Below are 16,000 nucleotides of genomic sequence, written 5' to 3' on the forward strand. Positions count from 1 at the left end.
GCTCGCCGACTTCAGCCCGTTGCCACAACGGGTGCCGCTCGCCGTTGCAGGGCAAGCGGTTGCGCGTGGAGACGCGGCAGGGCAGATGACGACGCTGTGGGTGAGGGCGGCCGCCGCGGAGGCGGCACCGGAGGCGGGCGCCGGTCAGGCGATGCCCGCCGCGATCAGCTTCGACCAGATCTCGCCCTGGTCCACCACCTCGACGCCGAGCTTCTCCGCCTTGGTCAGCTTGCTCGCGCCGACGTCCGCGCCCGTGATGAGCATGTCCGTGGTCGCCGAGACCGAGGAGGCGGCGGTGGCGCCGGCTTTCTCGCACATGCGCTGGAAGGTGGGGCGGGCGACCTTCTCGCCGGAGCGGGGGTCGCTGATGGAGCCGGTGATGACGACGGACTTGCCTTTGAGCGGGGCGCCGGCGGCGACCACGGGTGGGAGGTCCTCGTCGCGGACGTCGAGGTTCACGCCGCGGGCGCGCAGGCGTTCGATCTCGGGGCGCAGGCGGGTGAGGTGGTGGATGAGGGACTCGGCGACCTTCGCGCCGATGTCGTCGACGGCGACCAGGGCCTCGACGCCCGCGTCGGCCACCTCTTCGAGGGAGCCGAAGCCGGCGCGGCACAGGCGGGCGGCGGTGCCCTCGGAGGCCATCGGGATGGCGAGGCCGATGAGGGCGCGGCGCAGGCCGACGGCGCGGCTGCGGTCGATCGACTCGATCATGCGGGTCGCGGAGACCTCGCCGACGCGGTCGAACTCCAGCAGGCGTTCCTTGGTGAGGGTGTAGAAGTCGGACGGGTTCACCAGGTCGCCGGTCTCGGCGAGGCGTTCGATCCACACCTGGCCGATGGCGTCGATGTCCGCCGCCGCGCGGGAGGACCAGTGGATGAGGCGGCGCACGGTCTGCGCGGGGCAGGCGGCGTTGGTGCAGAACAGTTCCCGGCTGTTGCCCTGCTCGGTCAGCGGCTGCGCGCACGAGGGGCACTCGGTCGGGGGCACGATCTCGCGCTCCTCGCCGGTGCGCTTCGAGGCGTCGAGCACGCCCGCCACGAACGGGATCACGTCGCCGGCGCGGCGGATCAGGACCGTGTCACCGATCTTGATGTTGCGGGCGCGGATGACCTCCTGGTTGGCCAGGGTCGCGCGGGTCACGGTCGTGCCGCCCACGAACACCGGCTCCAGCCACGCGACGGGGGCGATCTTGCCGGTCTTGCCGACGTCCCACACCACGTCGGCGAGCACCGTCGTCTTCTCCTCGGCGGCGAACTTGTAGGCGATCGCGCCGCGCGGTGAGCTGGACCGGGTGCCGGCGGCGGCGAACGCGTCGCGGTCGGCCAGGCGCAGCACGGCGCCGTCGAGGTCGTAGTCGAGGGAGTTGCGCTGCTCCTCGATCGAAGCGATGACCTCCTGCGCCTCCGCCGCGGTGCCGCAGTGCCGCATCTCGGCAACGCTGAAGCCGAGCTTGCGCAGACCGGCGTCCAGGTCGGAGTCCGCGCTCTCCGGCTCGGTCGTCAGGTCGAACGCGAAGAACTGCATGCGCCGGCCCTCGACCGCCTTGGGGTCCTTGGCGCGCAACGTGCCCGCCGCCGCGTTGCGCGGGTTGATCAGCGGCTTGTCCGGGTTCTTCCTGTTGTAAGCGTCGAAGGTGGACCGCAGCATCACGCACTCGCCGCGCACCTCGACCCGCCCCGGCGCGTCCACCCGGTCGGGCACGCCGTCGGTCAGCGCGCGCGTCAGGTACGTGACGTCGTCGCCCGTCGTGCCGTCGCCCCGCGTGACCGCGCGCGCCAGCCTGCCGTTCTCGTACACCAGCGCCAGCGACAGCCCGTCGAGCTTCGGCATCACCACCACCTGCTGGCCGGGGAACCGCCCGAAGAACGCCTCGACCTGCTCGGGCCGGTTCGCCTTCTCCAGCGACAGCATCGGCCGCGAGTGCCGCACCGGGGCGTGCAGCACGGTGGGCGCCCCCACCGAGTCGAGCGGGTTGTCCTCCGGCGTCAGCTCGGGGTGCTCGGTGAGCAGCGCCCGGAACTCGTCCTCCAGTGCGTCGTACTCGGCGTCGGCCACCAGTGGCGCGCCCTGGTAGTACGCGTCGCGCAGCTCGAAGAGGCGGGCGGCGAGCTCCTGAATCCGGTCCCCAGCGTTCATGGGCCAGACGTTACTCGGGGGGACCGACAACATCGGCTCGTTCCTGGTGGAGGCCCGCTTGAGTCCTCGTCGAGCCCGCTCCCGCGGCCACCCGATCCACATGCGACTCCGGATACTGGTTCGCGTGCCGGCGCCACGTGCTCAGCGGTGTCCACTCCGGACCTCCGTGAACGCCCGCAGGAACCTGTCGTCGGCGAACAGCCCGTGCGTGAGCATCTCCAGGCCCGTCACCGCCGAGGGTCGTGGCCGCGACGCCGTCCGCACCGAACGTGTTCAGTCTTGCCAAGATCAATTGATTCGGCGAACACCACGGAAAAGTGGACAAATGCTGGCCAGGCGATCACGGACTTGCTCGTGCCGCTACGCTTTCCGCTTTCCCCAGGGCGTTCAGGAGCGGAACGGATGCGGGCCCACGAAAACCGGAGACGAGACGGTCTCGAATCCGACGTGCGCAACGACTTCACCGGGCTCGCGACCGGTCCGGTCGTGCAGGTCGGGCACATTGGTGGAAACGTCAACATCCATTCCCGCAGACGCCGCTACGACCTGCGCCCGTTCACCAGCCCCGTCCCACCGGACCCCGCTGAGCTGCGCAGACAGCCCAGCCAACTGCTGCTCGCCGGCAACCAGGTCGTGCCCTTCACCGGCCGGGAGAACGAGCTCGCCCGGCTCGACGAGTGGCGGCGCGGCGAGGGCCGGATCAGCGCGATGCTCGTGCACGGTCCGGGCGGTCAGGGCAAGACCAGACTGGCCACGGAATTCGCGGCGGAATCGATGTGGGCGGGCTACTCGGTGCTGGTCGCGCACCACGGCGGCGATTCTTCGGAGGCCTTCGCCGAACAGCTCACGGTCACCGAGCCGAACACGGGAATTCTCGTCATAGTGGACTACGCGGAAAGGTGGCCGCGTGCCGATCTGCTGGCGTTGTTCGAGGACCGGCTGATCCACCACGCCGGTCCCACCAGGGTGCTGCTGCTCGCCCGCTCGGGCGCGCGGTGGTGGGACCTGCTGCGCTACCCGCTGCTCAAGCGCGGTGTGGCGGCCGAGTCGGAACGGCTGACCGACCTCGCCGCCGACGTGGACGCGCGGCAGGCGGTGTTCGACTCCGCGCGGGACAGCTTCAGCACCGTGCTGGGCACGGACGCGCGGGACGCGACGCCCGCGGGGTCGTTGGCCGACCCCGCCTACCAGTCCGTGCTGACGATCCTCATGGCCGCGCTCGCCGCCGTGGACGCGTGCGACCGCAACCGGGTGCCGCCCGGTCACCCCGGCGCGCTCGCCTGCTACCTGCTCGACCGGGAGACCGACCACTGGGCCGGGATGCGGGCCGGTGGCAGCGTCGGGGCGAGCACGGACGTGCTGGGGCGGGTGGTGTTCCTCGCGACGCTGACCGGTCCGATGTCCTACCGCGAGGGCTGCCTGGCGCTGCGGGTCACCGGGCTCGCGCGGTCGCGGGAGGAGGCCGACCGGCTGCTCGACGACCACCAGGCCTGCTACCCGCCCGCCGACGACGGCACCGTGCTGGCCCCGCTCGCACCCGACCGGTTGGGCGAGGACCTCGTCGCACGGGGCCTGAAGACCGATCCGCGCTGCCGGGACATGGTGCGCGCGCTGCTGACGACGGGCGCGCTCAGCCAGGTGATCACGGTCCTCGCCGAGACGGGCAAGCGGTGGCCGCACGTCGGCGAGCACCTCGACGCGGTGGTGCGCGAGGACCCGTGCCGCGTGATCGCCGCGGGTGGCAGCGCGTTGATGGCGGTCGTCGACACAGCGGGGACGGACCTGCTGGCCGCGATCGAGCCGCAACTGCCGGAACGGCACGTGGACCTGGACTTCCCCGCAGCCCGGCTGACCCAGCGGCTGACCGAGCACCGGCTGGAGCAGACCCACCACCCCGCCGAACGCGCACGGCTGCTGACGGTGCTCGCCCGCAGGCTGGCCAACGCGGGCGCGTTCGACGAGGCGGTGAAGGCGAGCGAGCCCGCGGTGCAGATCTACGAGGGCCTGGCGCAGCGGCAGCCGGACAGGTACCCGCTCGTGCTGGCCGAGGCGCTGCACCACCTGGGCACGCACCTGTCCGGCGCGGGGCTCGGCCAGCGGGCGCTGGACGCCACGGCCCGCGCGGTGGAGCTGCGCCAGCGGCTCACACCGGCGTCGGCGGAGCTCGCGTCGTCGTTGAACAACCTCGCGATGGACCTGTCGGCGCTGGGCCTGCGCGGTCAGGCGCTCGGCGCGACCCGCACGTGCGTGGCGATCCTGCGCCGCCTGCGCCAGCCGCAGGAACCGCTGCTCGCGGTGGCGCTGAACAACCTCGGCATGCACCTCGCGGGCGTGGGCCGCCGGCACGAGGCGCTGGAGGCGGCCCGGCACTCGGTCGACCTGCACCGCAGGCTCGCCGCGGTCAACCCGGCCGTGTTCGACCCGGACCTCGCGGGCGCGCTGCACAACTTCGGCCTGCACTGCTCCCACCTCGGCGGCTGGGAGGAGGCGCTGCGGGCCACCGAGCAGGCCGTCGCGATCCGCCGCCGGCTGGCGATCACGAACCCGGCGCTGTTCGAGCCCGGTCTCGCGCTGTCGTTGCGGGAGCTGGCCGCGATCTGCCTGGAGCTGGGCCGCGCGCCCGAGGGGCGGGAGTGGAGCGCGCAGGCCGTCGACCTGCACCGCACGCTCGCGACCGTGAACCCGGCGGTCTACGACGCCGAGCTGGCCACGTCCCTGCACAACCACGGCGTGCACCTGGCCCGCGCCGGTGAGCAGGTCGGCGCGCTGGCCGCGACCCGCAAGGCCGTGGTGATCAGGTCGAGCGTGTTCGAGGTCCACCTGCACGCCCACGAGCTGCGCCTCAACTCCGTGCTGACGCAGCTCGGCATCGCACTGCCCGGCACCCCGCGCGCGTCGTCCGACAGCGACCTGCAACGGCGGGTGGACGAGATCTTCAACTTCCCGCGCCCCGGTTTCATGCAGTCCACCGACAACCTCGCGGCCCGCTCGGCCATCGCCCACCGCCTCACCGCCGCCGTGTGCGCCGTGCACCCGCGCTGGTCGGACCACCTCACCCCGTCCGCCGCCGCGCTGGTGACGATGGAGGCCCTGCTCGCCCGGTCGCTGGGCAACCTCAGCGCCCGCCACGCCGACCTCGGCAAGCAGGCGGAGGCCCTCACCGCGGCCGAGCAGGCCGCCGACTCCTACCAGCGCCTGGCCGACCTCGACCACGCCCACCGCGCCGACTTCGCGACGTGCCTGGCCTCGCTCGGCACCCGCCTCGCCGAGTACGGCCGCCGCGACCAGGCCCTCAAGGCAACCCGCTGGGCCGTCGCCGGCATCGGCACCGGCCGCACCCCCCAGGTCGCCGCGGCACTGCACGCCTTCGCCTGGGTCCGCATGCACTCCAGCCTCGAACTGGACGACGCCGTCCGCGCCGCCGAGGCCGCCGTCCGCATCTACCGCGACCTCGGCCGGACCTCACCGGCGGTGGCGGCCGACCTGCGGTGCGCGCTCAAGACCTGTTCGGCGCTGCTGAGCCAGGTCGGGCGGGGCCGGGAGTCGCTGACGATCGCACGGGAGCTGCGCGCGCCGGGCGGTGAGGAGGCGCCGGCGACGGTGCGGCTGACGGCGCTGGAACGGCGTCCTGCTCTGACCTGATGCCCGCCCTCAGCGCGGGTCAGCGCGCACTCGTCCGCTTGAAGAGAGCGGCGACCTCTTCGGTCATCCAGTAGTGGGCGGTCTTGCCACCGGGATACCCCCAACACCACACCAATGCGCGGCCGAGCTGGTAGCAGCGCTTGCCTGCCGTGCCGAGGACGCCCGCCACACTGCTCTTGCCCTTGGGCAGGTCGAGCAGTCGGCTCAGCTCGTCACCGCTGAACTTCCTCCCCGGCTCTGTCATCAACTCCGAGAAGAGGGCTTTTGCGCTGTCGTTCAGCGTCTCCCACAGTTGCTCCGCAGCGGCACCGTCGGCACGGCTCCACGCGAGCCGGTCTTCAGGCACGGACCGCTCCTCTTCCTGGTCGGGTCGAGGCCCGACCGGCCACGCACGAGTCGCCACGAAAGATCATCGACGATTCGCCCCGCGTGTTACAGCACCTGTGCCGCGGCATCACGAACGGCAACCGCCCCCGGTGCTAGTCCCGAGGACCGCGCAACGTCAGCACCACCCGCAACACGTGCTCCACAGCAGCCGGGAACACCGCCCCGCGCAGCTCGTCGCGGTGAGCCAGGGTCTGGCCGGCGAACTCCACCATCCGGTCGGGTCCCACGCGGCGGACCACGAGCGCGGCGACCTCCTCCAAGTCGAGGCCAGGGTGGTCGAGGCGGGTCAGGGCGAACTCGACGACCAGCTCGTCATCGGTCACGGCGCCTCCTCCCACCGCGGTCCAGCCTAGTGGAGAACCGGTGGGCGAACCTGACGAGCAGGCGTCGCGAACGCGCGCTGGACCGACGGCTCGGCCAGGCCCCAGGCTGGGCACCATGATGTGGTTCACGCGGCCGGGTGCCCGGCAGTGGCGGTGTGCACCGGCGCCTCGCGAGGTGCGCGCCTTCCACGCGGGGCTGCCGGGTTATGCGCCGACGCCGCTCGTCGAGCTGCCGGACCTCGCGGCGGAGCTCGGGGTCGGGCGGTTGCTGGTGAAGGACGAGTCGGACCGGCTGGGGCTGCCCGCGTTCAAGGCGCTCGGAGCGTCGTGGGCCGTGCACCGCCTCCTCGAACGGGTCACCGCGCCGGTCACGCTCGTCGCCGCCACCGAGGGCAACCACGGGCGGGCGGTGGCGCGGATGGCTCGGCTGCGGGGGCGGGCGGCGCACGTGTTCGTGCCGGAGGCCGTGCACCCGCAGGTGGTGCGGGCGATCGCCGGCGAGGGTGCGCGGGTCACGGTCGTGCGCGGGTCGTACGGCGACGCGGTCCGTGCGGCCGCGGAGGCGGACGGGGTTCTGGTGCAGGACGTGGGGTGGCCCGGTTACGAGGAGGTGCCGGGGTGGGTCGTCGAGGGGTACGCCACGCTGTGCGCCGAGGTCGACGAGCAGCTCGGGCGGGCACCGGACCTGGTCGTGGTGCCGGTCGGGGTGGGGTCGCTCGCGCAGGCCGTGATCACGCACTACCGCAGCACGACGGCCGCGCCCTGCGTCCTCGCCGTGGAACCGGAGACCGCCGCGTGCGTCACGGCCAGCCTCATCGCCGGCGAACCGGTCACCATCGGCACGAGCGACACCGTCATGGCCGGGCTGAACTGCGGGACGCCGTCGACCACCGCGTGGCCGTTCCTGCGCAACGGACTGGACGCCGCCGTCACCGTCTCCGACGCCGAATGCACCAAGGCGGCAGCGGATCTGCACACGCGCAACGTCCACTCCGGACCGTGTGGTGCCGCCCCGCTCGCCGGGCTGCGGGCGGCACCACACGGGGACCTCGGGCTCGACTCCACGTCCGTCGTCGTCCTGCTCGGCACCGAGGGCACGAGCGCCAACCCGCGAGGAGCGACCGGCTGACGGCGATGATCATCCAGTTCTGCGGCTGAGCGGCGCCCGCTACCTTGCTCGGTACGCGAGGGCAGGGGGATTCGGGGATGCCACGCAGGGAACGACCGCTCGACGCGGGCGACGGCGCGGTGCTCGCGTTCGCGCGCGAGCTGAGGGCGTTGCGGGAGCGGGCGGGGAGCCCGACCTACCGCGAGCTGAGTGCGCGCACGCACTACTCGGAGGCGGCGTTGTCGCAGGCCGCGGCCGGGCGCAAGCTGCCGACGCTGCAGGTGGCGCTGGCGTACGTGCGGGCGTGCGGCGGTGACGAGGACGAGTGGCGGCAGCGCTGGCAGGAGACGTCCGCAGGCCAGCGGCCCGCCGACGTCGACGACCGGAGCGCGCCGTACGCGGGGCTCGCGGCCTTCCAGGCGGAGGACGCCGACCGGTTCTTCGGCCGCGACCGGCTCGTCGAGCAGCTGGTCGAACGCACGGAGGAGCAGCGCGTCGTCGTGGTCGTCGGGGCGTCCGGTGCGGGCAAGTCGTCGCTGCTGCGGGCCGGGCTGCTGCCGCGCCTGGGCAACGCCGTGCTGTTCACGCCCGGTGCGCAGCCGCTGGAGGAGTACCGAGCACACGCACGTGAGGACGCCGTCCTGGTGGTCGACCAGTTCGAGGAGGTCTTCACCCTCTGCGCCGACCGCGAGACCCGGCGCCGGTTCGTCGAGAAGATCACCGCTCACCGGGTCGTGCTGGGGGTGCGCGCCGACTTCTACGGCCACTGTGCCGACTTCCCGGTGCTGGTCGAGGCGATGGGGTCCGGCCAGGTCACCGTCGGGCCGATGAGCACCGACGAGCTGCGCGCCGCGATCGTCCAGCCCGCCCGCGGCGTCGGGTGCGCCGTCGAGACCGCGCTGGTCGCCGAGCTGGTCGCGAACGGGACCGGCCACGCGGGCGCGCTGCCGCTGCTGTCGCACGCGCTGCTGGAGACGTGGCACCGCCGCAAGGGCAACACGCTGACGTTGCAGGGGTTCCAGGCCGCCGGCGGGTTCGAGGGCGCGCTGTCCAGGACGGCGGAGTCGGTGTTCGGCGAGCTGACCGGGGCACAGCGGGAGCGCGCGCGGTCGTTGTTCCTCCGGCTCACCGCGGTCGGCGACGGCACCGAGGACACCCGGCGCCGGGTCGCCCGCGCCGAGCTGGACGACGAACCGGACACGCGGCTGGTGCTGGAGGCGTTCACCGCGCAGCGGCTGGTCACGGTGGACCACGACCGGGTGGAGCTCACCCACGAGGCGCTGATCCGCTGCTGGCCCCGGCTGCGCGAGTGGCTCACCGCCGACCGCGACGGCCTGCGCGCCCACCGCGACCTCACCGAGTCCGCCGGTGTCTGGGAGTCGCTCGACCGCGACCCCGGCGCGCTGGTGCGGGGTGCGCGGCTCGCGGCGTTCCGGTCGTGGCTCGACGAGCCGCCGCACCCGCTGACCGCCCGTGAACGCGACTTCCTCACCGCGAGCCTGGCCGCCGAGTCCGCGGAGCTCGCGAAGGCCCGCTCCGACCGGCGCCGGCTCGGCCTGCTCACCGCGCTGCTGTCGGTGCTGCTGGTGGCCACGGCCATCGGTGCCGTCACGGCGGTCGACGCGGGTTCCGAGGCCACCCGGCAACGCAACAACGCGCTTTCGCAGAAGGTCGCCCAGGACGTGCACCGCCTGCGCGGCACCGATCCCGCGCTCGCCGCCCAGCTCGCGCTGGCCGCGTTCCGCCTGTCCCCCACCGTCGAGGCGCGCAGCGCGTTGCTGGGCTCGTTCACCCCGGCCTACGCCACCCTGCTGACCGGCCACACCGACGCCGTCAACGCGGTCGCCCACAGCCCGGCGCGGCACCTGCTGGCCAGTGCGAGCCACGACCGCACGGTGCGGCTCACCGACATCGCCGACCCGCACCACCCCCGTGAGGTGCGCACGCTGACCGCCCACACCGACAACGTCCCGCACGTCGCGTTTAACTCCACGGGCAACGTGCTCGCCACGGCCGGTTGGGACCGCACGGCACGCTTGTGGGACACCAGCTCCGGCGCCGTTCTCGCGACGCTGACCGGTCACACCGGGCCGGTCAACGCCGTCGCGTTCAGCCGTGACGACCGCCTGCTCGCGACCGCCGGATCGGACAACTCCGTGCGGTTGTGGGACCTCACGGACCTCCGCTCACCCCGCGAGGTCGCCGTTCTCCCGCACCCGGCACCGGTGGTGGCGCTCGACCTGGGCGACCGGCACCTCGTGACGGGGTCGTGGGACGGCTCGGCGCTGCTCTGGGACCTCGGCACCCGCCGGGCACGGCCCTTGACCGGGCACACCGGCGCGGTCCAGGCGGTCGCGGTCAGCCGGGACGGCGCCCTGGTCGCCACGGCGGGCCAGGACCGGGTGGTCAGGGTCTGGCCGGTCGAGGGCGGCGAGCCGCGCGTGCTGACCGGGCACACGGACGCCGTGCGCGGGCTGGCCTTCGAGGGCTCCCGGCTGGTGAGCACCGGCGTCGACCGCACGGCCCGCGTCTGGGACCTCGACCACCCCGGTGACCCGCTGGTGCTGACCGGCCACACCGCCGCGGTCGTCGGCGCGGTGGTCGCGGGCGGCACGCTGGTGACCGCGAGCGACGACCACACCGTCCGGCTGTGGGACCTGCCGTTGCCGTTGAGCCACAACGACTCGGTGTACTCGGTGGCCTCCTCCGGCCCCCTCGTCGCCTCCGGCGGCTACGACCGCACGGTCCGGTTGCTGGCGAACGGCCGGACGGCCGCGGTGCTCACCGGACCGGCCGGCGCGGTGAACTCGGTGGCGTTCTCCGCCGACCGCCGCACCCTCTACGCCGCGAGCGCCGACCAGCGCGTGCACCGCTGGGACATCGGCGATCCCCGGCAGCCACAACCGCTGCCGCCGCTGACCGGGCACACCGACGCGGTGAACGCCATGGCCGTCAGCCCGGACGGCAAGGTGCTCGCCACCGGCAGCACCGACCGCACGATCGTGCTGTGGGACACCGCCACCGGCACGTCCCTGGGCACCCTGACCGGGCACGCGGAGTCGGTGCAGGCACTGGCGTTCAGCCCGGACAGCCGCAGGCTCGCGAGCGGCGGCGGCGACTTCGGCGTGCGGATCTGGGACGTGGACACCCACCGGGTCACGACCCACCTGCCCGGCCAGGGGCACGTGGTGAAGTCGGTCGCGTTCAGCCCCGACGGCACCCGGATCGCCACCGGGACCACCGACTTCGCCGTCCGCGTCTGGGACGCGGCGACCGGCGCCCGCACGGCGGAGCTGACCGGGCACACCGACACCGTCCACGCCGTCGCGTTCTCCCCGGACGGCACGACGTTGGCCAGTGCGAGCGCCGACCACGACGTGCGGTTGTGGCGCCTGTCCGACCACACCCCGTTCGCGGTGCTCAGCGGGCACACCGAACGGGTGTACGGGCTGGCCCACCCGGACGCGCACACGGTGCTCAGCGCGAGCGGCGACCACACCGTCCGGACCTGGGAGGCCGACGAAGAGCATGCCGCGCAACGGGTCTGCGCCACCGCGTCACCACCGTTGTCACCGCAGGAGCACGACCGGCACTTCCCCGGCGTCGGGCACACCCCGCTCTGCGGATCGTGACCTTCCCCGAACGGGGTGCCGGCCGTGGCGGGAGGCCCGGTACGTCCCCCGTACCGCACGCTTCCCGCCGGACGAGGGCAGACTGGCGTCCGTGACCCAAGACGTGAGGACCCGCTGACGTGCACGCCGCAGGACTGGTGCTGCACCCGCGCCGTGACTCCGCCGCCGCGGTCGAGGCCGTGCTCGGCTGGGCGGCCAACCGCGGTGTCGAGATCCTCGGCATCGACGACGAGATCCAACGCCTGCGCTGCGCCGCCACCCCGGTGTCGGCGGTGGAGCTGGGGCGGCGGGCCGACCTGGTGGTGAGCCTGGGCGGTGACGGCACGATGCTGCGCGCGATGCGGCTGGCCGACGGGGAGAAGGCGCCGGTGCTGGGCGTGAACCTGGGCAAGCTCGGGTTCCTCGCCGAGGTCGACGTGCCGGACCTGCCCGCTGCTCTGTCGGCCATCGACGCGCACGAGTTCACCGTCGAGCCGCGGCTGGCGGTCGACGCGACGTTCGGCGATCAGGAGGTGACCGCGTTCAACGACGTCGCGGTCGTGCGCACGCCCGGTCAGGGCAGTGCGCGGGTGGCGGTGCGGGTCGCGCGGCAGCCGTTCGTGAGCTACGCGGCGGACGCGGTGATCGTCGCGACGCCGACCGGGTCGACCGCGTACAGCTTCTCGGCCGGTGGCCCGATCACCAGCCCGTCGGTGGAGGCGTTGCTGGTCACCCCGGCTGCGCCGCACTCGGCCTACAGCCGCGGGGTGGTGCTGTCGGTGGCCGACGAGGTGGACCTCGACCTGCTGCCGTCGAGCGGGCGGCTGGCCGTCGAGGTGGACGGGCAGGTCGCGGGCTACGTCGAGCCGGGTGAGCGGGTGTCGTTGCGCGGGCGGCCCGCCGCCGCGAAGGTGGTGCGGCTGGGGATGACCACGTTCTACCAGCGGGCGCGGCGCAAGCTGCAGCTCACCGACTCGGCCGAGCTGATCTGAGCACCCAGTAGGTTGACCTCATGCCACAGATCACCGTCGAGTACTCCGCCGAGCTGGCCGGCGCGTTCGACCGCCGCGGGTTCGCCCTCGCACTGCACCGGGCCGTGTCACCGCTGGTCTCCTCCGAGGTGGCCGCGTTCAAGACGCGGTTCCGGCAGATCGAGGAGTCGGTGATCGGCGAGGGTGCGCCAGCCGCGATGGTCCACGTCCGGGTCGGCCTGCTCTCCGGCCGTCCGGCCGAGCTGAAGCAGGAGGTCGGCCGCACGGTCGTCGGGCTCGCCGGTGAGCACCTCAAGCCGGTGGAGGGCCTGCCCACGCAGGTGACGCTGGAGGTCTACGACATGGACCGGGAGCAGTACCGGCAGCTGGAGTCCTAGCCGCTCCTGCGGCGGGCGCGGTACTGGGCCGCCTTGATCCGGTTGCCGCACTCCTCCATGTCGCACCAGCGCCGGTTGCCGGTGCGCGAGCGGTCGATGAAGATCCGCGTGCACTCGGCGCGCCCGCACTCCCTGATCACCAGCTCGTCCGCGCGCTCCAGCAGGGCCGCTGCCGCACGCGCGATCTCGCCGCCCACCGCACGCGCGGTGCCGTGCCTGCGCACCCCGGTTTCCGTCAGCGTGAACGTCGGCGCCGGGGCGTCCGCGTAGGAGTTCACCCGCAGCAGGTCGTCCTCCGGCCGACCGCTGCCCGCGAGCGTGGCCCTGACCAGCCGGTACACCGACTCCCGCAGCTCGACGAGCGCGGTGAGCTGGGCCGCGGTCACCTCCGGCTGCTCCGTGACAAGCCCGGCCGCCACCGCCCACGCACCCACGTCCCGCGGGCCGGTCAGCAGCTCCTCGTCGTCGCCGCCGCGCCACTTCAGGGTGCCCAGGAAGTCCAGTGCCAGGTTGCCGCTGACGAACGCGAAACTCACGTCACCATCTTGACAGGTGACGCGGGTGCCCGGCAACGTTCGCGTCACCATCTGAGAAGGTGACGCGAACTGATGATCACTGTCGAGCAGTACCTCCACTTCACCGGCCAGGCCCTCGACGACATGGCCGCGACCGTGCGCGACCTCGGAGCCGAGCGCGCGAACCGCACGCCCATTCCCGGTGTGAGCAGCCCGTACGCCCTGCTCACGCACTGCTGCGGCGTGGTCGACTACTGGGCGGGTGAGCTCGTCACCGGCCGACCGGCGCACCGCGACCGCGACTCCGAGTTCGTCGCCACCGGACCGGTCGAGCCGCTGCTCGCCCGCGTCGGCCGCACGAAGGCCGCGCTGGAACGCGCTGTGCGGCAGGCCGACTTCCGCGCGCCGCTGAAGGCCGAGCCCGACTCGAACTTCCTCGGCCCCGGCCTCCCGCTCGACCAGGGCGCCGCCCTGCTGCACGTGTACGAGGAGCTCGCCCAGCACCGCGGTCACGTGGACATGCTGCGGGCCGTTGTCGAACGGGGCACCGCGTGAGCTTCGACCGGATCGACGAGTCCCGGCTGCGGTCGGGTTCGGGCGTGAAGTGGGGTTCACTGCCCACGGGCACGATCGGCGCGTGGGTCGCGGACATGGACTTCGGCCTCCCGTCCGCGGTGAAGGCCCGGCTGTGGCACGAGGTCGAGCGCGAGGACTTCGGCTACCCGCACTGGCCCTCCGGCGACCCGGTGGTCGCGGCGTTCGAACAGCGGATGCACACGCGCTACGGCTGGACGCCGTCGGCGGGCCACACCAGGGTGTTCAGCGACCTCATCCAGGTGCTGCAGGTCGTCATCGAGCACACCACCGCACCCGGTGACGGCGTCGCGCTGCACGTGCCGACGTACCCGCCGTTCCTCGCGAGCATCCGGCGCGCCGGTCGCCGGGTCGTGCCGATCCCCCTGCGGCACACCGGGGACGGGTGGCGGTTCGACGCGGAGGTGCTGCGCGGGACGGGGTGCCGGTTGCTCGTGCTCGTCAACCCGCAGAACCCGACCGGCCGGGTCTTCACCCGCGCGGAGCTGACCGGGATCGCCGCACTGGCAGAGGAACTGGACCTCGTCGTGCTGTCCGACGAGATCCACGCCGACCTCACCCACCCCGGTCACCGGCACCTCCCGTTCGCGTCGCTGAGCGCGGAGACGGCCCGGCGCACGGTGACCGCCACGTCGGCCACCAAGGCGTTCAACATCGCCGCCCTGCGCTGCGCGGTGGCGCACATCGGCGTTCCGGCCCTGCGCAGGGCGCTCGACGCGGCACCGCTCGACTACTTCGGCACACCGAACACGCTGGGGCGGGTGGCCACCGTGGCGGCGTGGCAGGACGGCGACCCGTGGCTCGCGGAGCTGCTGGAGACGTTGCGGCGCAACCGGGACACCGTGACCGCGTGGCTGGGGCCCGACCGGCGCTACCACCCGCCGGAGGCCACCTACCTGGCGTGGTTCGAGGGCACGGCCGCGCCGGGGGTGAAGCTCAGCGAGGGCGCGGAGTTCAGCGCGGGCACCGGCGTGGACACCTCGGCGTTCGTGCGGCTGAACTTCGCGACGAGCCCGGACACCCTGGCGGAGGTCCTGCGGCGGTTGGTATCCTCGTAACGGTGTGCCCGCCGCGCTCGATGTCCTGCGGCACGCGTTGACCGGCACCCCGGACGCGCCCGCTCCCCCGTCCCGCCGCGAGCTCGCCGCCCTGCTCACCGCTCCGAACTGGACAGAGGTGCTGCACGTCCTCGCCGCGTCCGAGCCGGAAGCCCTGCGGCAGCTCTCGGAGGCGTTGCCGGCGCTGTACCGGTAGCGGTCCCGCCGCACGGGACCCGCGGGCCGCCGGAAAGTTCCCGGCGGCGTTCAAGATCATCCCTTGGTGGCGCATCGGGCAGGAGGGGTGGCCGCGTGGAGCGTCCACATCGGATACTCCGGTGGCCTTGGCCGCGACCGGAGGAAGGCCGCACGATGACCACCGCGGAAATGCTGCTGCGCCTGGGCACGGGTGTGGGGCTGGGTGCGCTGATCGGCATCGAGCGCCAGTACCGCGCCCGCATGGCCGGGCTGCGCACCAATGCGCTCGTCGCCGCCGGTGCGACGTTGTTCGTGCTGCTGTCCGCGCACGGCTTCACCGGCGGCACCGCCGACCCCACCAGGGTCGCCGCGCAGATCGTGTCCGGCATCGGGTTCCTCGGCGGCGGTGTCATCCTGCGCGAGGGCCTCACCGTGCGCGGACTGAACACCGCCGCCACGCTCTGGTGCTCGGCCGCGGTCGGAGCGCTCGCGGGTGCCGGCCTGCACCTCATGGCGGTGGCCGGAACCGTTGCCGTGGTCGCCGTCCACCTGGTGTTCCGCCCGCTCGGCCGGGTGCTGGACCGGCGCCCGGACACCGGTGAGGAGACACCGGCCACCTACACCTTCCTCGCGGTCACGAGGGACGACGACGAGGCCCACGTGCGCACGCTGCTCGTGCAGGCCCTGTCGCGCACCGACTTCGCGCTGCAGTCGATCGAGAGCACCAACGCCGGCCGCGACGGCCTGGTCGAGGTGCGGGCGGCGTTGAGCGCCGAACAGCGCGACGACAAGCAGATGGAGTCGGCGGTCAGCCGCCTGTCGCTGGAGCCGTCGGTCACCAGCGTGCGGTGGCGGGTGCACGCACCCGGCGAGCGCAACGACGAGGACGGCTGGTGACGCGGTCAGCCGATCCAGTTACCCCGCACGAGGTCTAACACCCCTTCAGGTGGCCGGTACATCAACGCACGATCAGCGCGTGTCGCCCGTTCAGCTATCGCTTGACCAGCATGTTTTCCGCCCTCCGGCACGGTTATTCCCACCCCGGGAGTCACGGTGCTCCGTCGAGAGGAGGGCTCTGCG

At 73.2% G+C, this 16,000-nt stretch carries 13 protein-coding genes; 9 read left to right on the forward strand and 4 right to left on the reverse strand.

Going from position 1 to position 16,000, the window contains the following annotated elements; translation table 11 throughout:
- Nucleotides 1–144: 144 nt before the first annotated feature.
- The gene (gene ligA / locus ACVDFE_RS29375; protein WP_458432691.1) at nt 145–2,136 is read right to left on the reverse strand and encodes an NAD-dependent DNA ligase LigA; all 1,992 of its coding nucleotides are present in this window, start codon (nt 2,134–2,136) and stop codon (nt 145–147) included.
- A gap of 447 nt (nt 2,137–2,583) precedes the next feature.
- On the opposite strand from ligA, the gene ACVDFE_RS29380 reads away from it, so the two are divergent.
- Nucleotides 2,584–5,778: a tetratricopeptide repeat protein gene (locus ACVDFE_RS29380; protein WP_458432693.1), complete on the forward strand. Its 3,195-nt coding sequence runs from the start codon at nt 2,584–2,586 to the stop codon at nt 5,776–5,778.
- Nucleotides 5,779–5,797: 19 nt separating this feature from the next.
- Here ACVDFE_RS29380 and ACVDFE_RS29385 read toward each other — a convergent pair whose 3' ends face one another.
- Nucleotides 5,798–6,124 (reverse strand): DUF6416 domain-containing protein, encoded by a 327-nt coding sequence (locus tag ACVDFE_RS29385; RefSeq protein WP_360384563.1) that lies wholly within the window; start codon nt 6,122–6,124, stop codon nt 5,798–5,800.
- 133 nt (nt 6,125–6,257) lie between these two features.
- On the reverse strand, nt 6,258–6,488 hold the full coding sequence (locus tag ACVDFE_RS29390) for a hypothetical protein (RefSeq protein WP_360384565.1): 231 nt from the start codon (nt 6,486–6,488) through the stop codon (nt 6,258–6,260).
- Between the two features lie 115 nt (nt 6,489–6,603).
- Here ACVDFE_RS29390 and ACVDFE_RS29395 point away from each other — a divergent pair, with 115 nt between their 5' ends.
- From ACVDFE_RS29395 to ACVDFE_RS29410, 4 genes are all read left to right on the forward strand, one after another.
- Nucleotides 6,604–7,617, forward strand: coding sequence for a pyridoxal-phosphate dependent enzyme (locus ACVDFE_RS29395; RefSeq protein ID WP_458432694.1), 1,014 nt, complete (start codon nt 6,604–6,606; stop codon nt 7,615–7,617).
- Between the two features lie 77 nt (nt 7,618–7,694).
- Nucleotides 7,695–11,228, forward strand: coding sequence for an nSTAND1 domain-containing NTPase (locus ACVDFE_RS29400; protein WP_458432695.1), 3,534 nt, complete (start codon nt 7,695–7,697; stop codon nt 11,226–11,228).
- A gap of 119 nt (nt 11,229–11,347) precedes the next feature.
- Complete coding sequence (locus ACVDFE_RS29405; RefSeq protein ID WP_458432696.1) at nt 11,348–12,199, forward strand: NAD(+)/NADH kinase; 852 nt, start codon at nt 11,348–11,350, stop codon at nt 12,197–12,199.
- Nucleotides 12,200–12,219: 20 nt separating this feature from the next.
- Nucleotides 12,220–12,576, forward strand: a complete 357-nt coding sequence (locus ACVDFE_RS29410) for a 5-carboxymethyl-2-hydroxymuconate Delta-isomerase (RefSeq protein ID WP_458432697.1) — start codon at nt 12,220–12,222, stop codon at nt 12,574–12,576.
- On the opposite strand, the gene ACVDFE_RS29415 is transcribed toward ACVDFE_RS29410, so the two are convergent.
- Nucleotides 12,573–13,112, reverse strand: a complete 540-nt coding sequence (locus ACVDFE_RS29415) for a CGNR zinc finger domain-containing protein (protein WP_458432698.1) — start codon at nt 13,110–13,112, stop codon at nt 12,573–12,575. The two genes, ACVDFE_RS29410 and ACVDFE_RS29415, sit on opposite strands and share 4 nt — an antisense overlap.
- A gap of 72 nt (nt 13,113–13,184) precedes the next feature.
- On the opposite strand from ACVDFE_RS29415, the gene ACVDFE_RS29420 reads away from it, so the two are divergent.
- The 4 genes from ACVDFE_RS29420 to ACVDFE_RS29435 all read left to right on the forward strand — a co-directional run bounded on the left by ACVDFE_RS29420 (nt 13,185) and on the right by ACVDFE_RS29435 (nt 15,817).
- Entirely contained in the window at nt 13,185–13,646 is a 462-nt protein-coding gene (locus ACVDFE_RS29420) for a mycothiol transferase (protein ID WP_360384578.1), read from the forward strand.
- Nucleotides 13,643–14,743: a MalY/PatB family protein gene (locus ACVDFE_RS29425; RefSeq protein WP_458432700.1), complete on the forward strand. Its 1,101-nt coding sequence runs from the start codon at nt 13,643–13,645 to the stop codon at nt 14,741–14,743. The genes ACVDFE_RS29420 and ACVDFE_RS29425 overlap by 4 nt, the downstream gene beginning before the upstream one ends.
- A 4-nt stretch (nt 14,744–14,747) precedes the next feature.
- Complete coding sequence (locus ACVDFE_RS29430) at nt 14,748–14,939, forward strand: hypothetical protein (RefSeq protein WP_458432702.1); 192 nt, start codon at nt 14,748–14,750, stop codon at nt 14,937–14,939.
- A 155-nt stretch (nt 14,940–15,094) separates the two neighbouring features.
- Nucleotides 15,095–15,817 carry an MgtC/SapB family protein gene (locus ACVDFE_RS29435; protein ID WP_360384584.1) on the forward strand — a complete coding sequence of 241 codons (723 nt, stop codon included), beginning with the start codon at nt 15,095–15,097 and terminating at the stop codon, nt 15,815–15,817.
- The last annotated feature ends 183 nt before the right edge of the window (nt 15,818–16,000 follow it).

Source organism: Lentzea chajnantorensis (assembly GCF_054300775.1).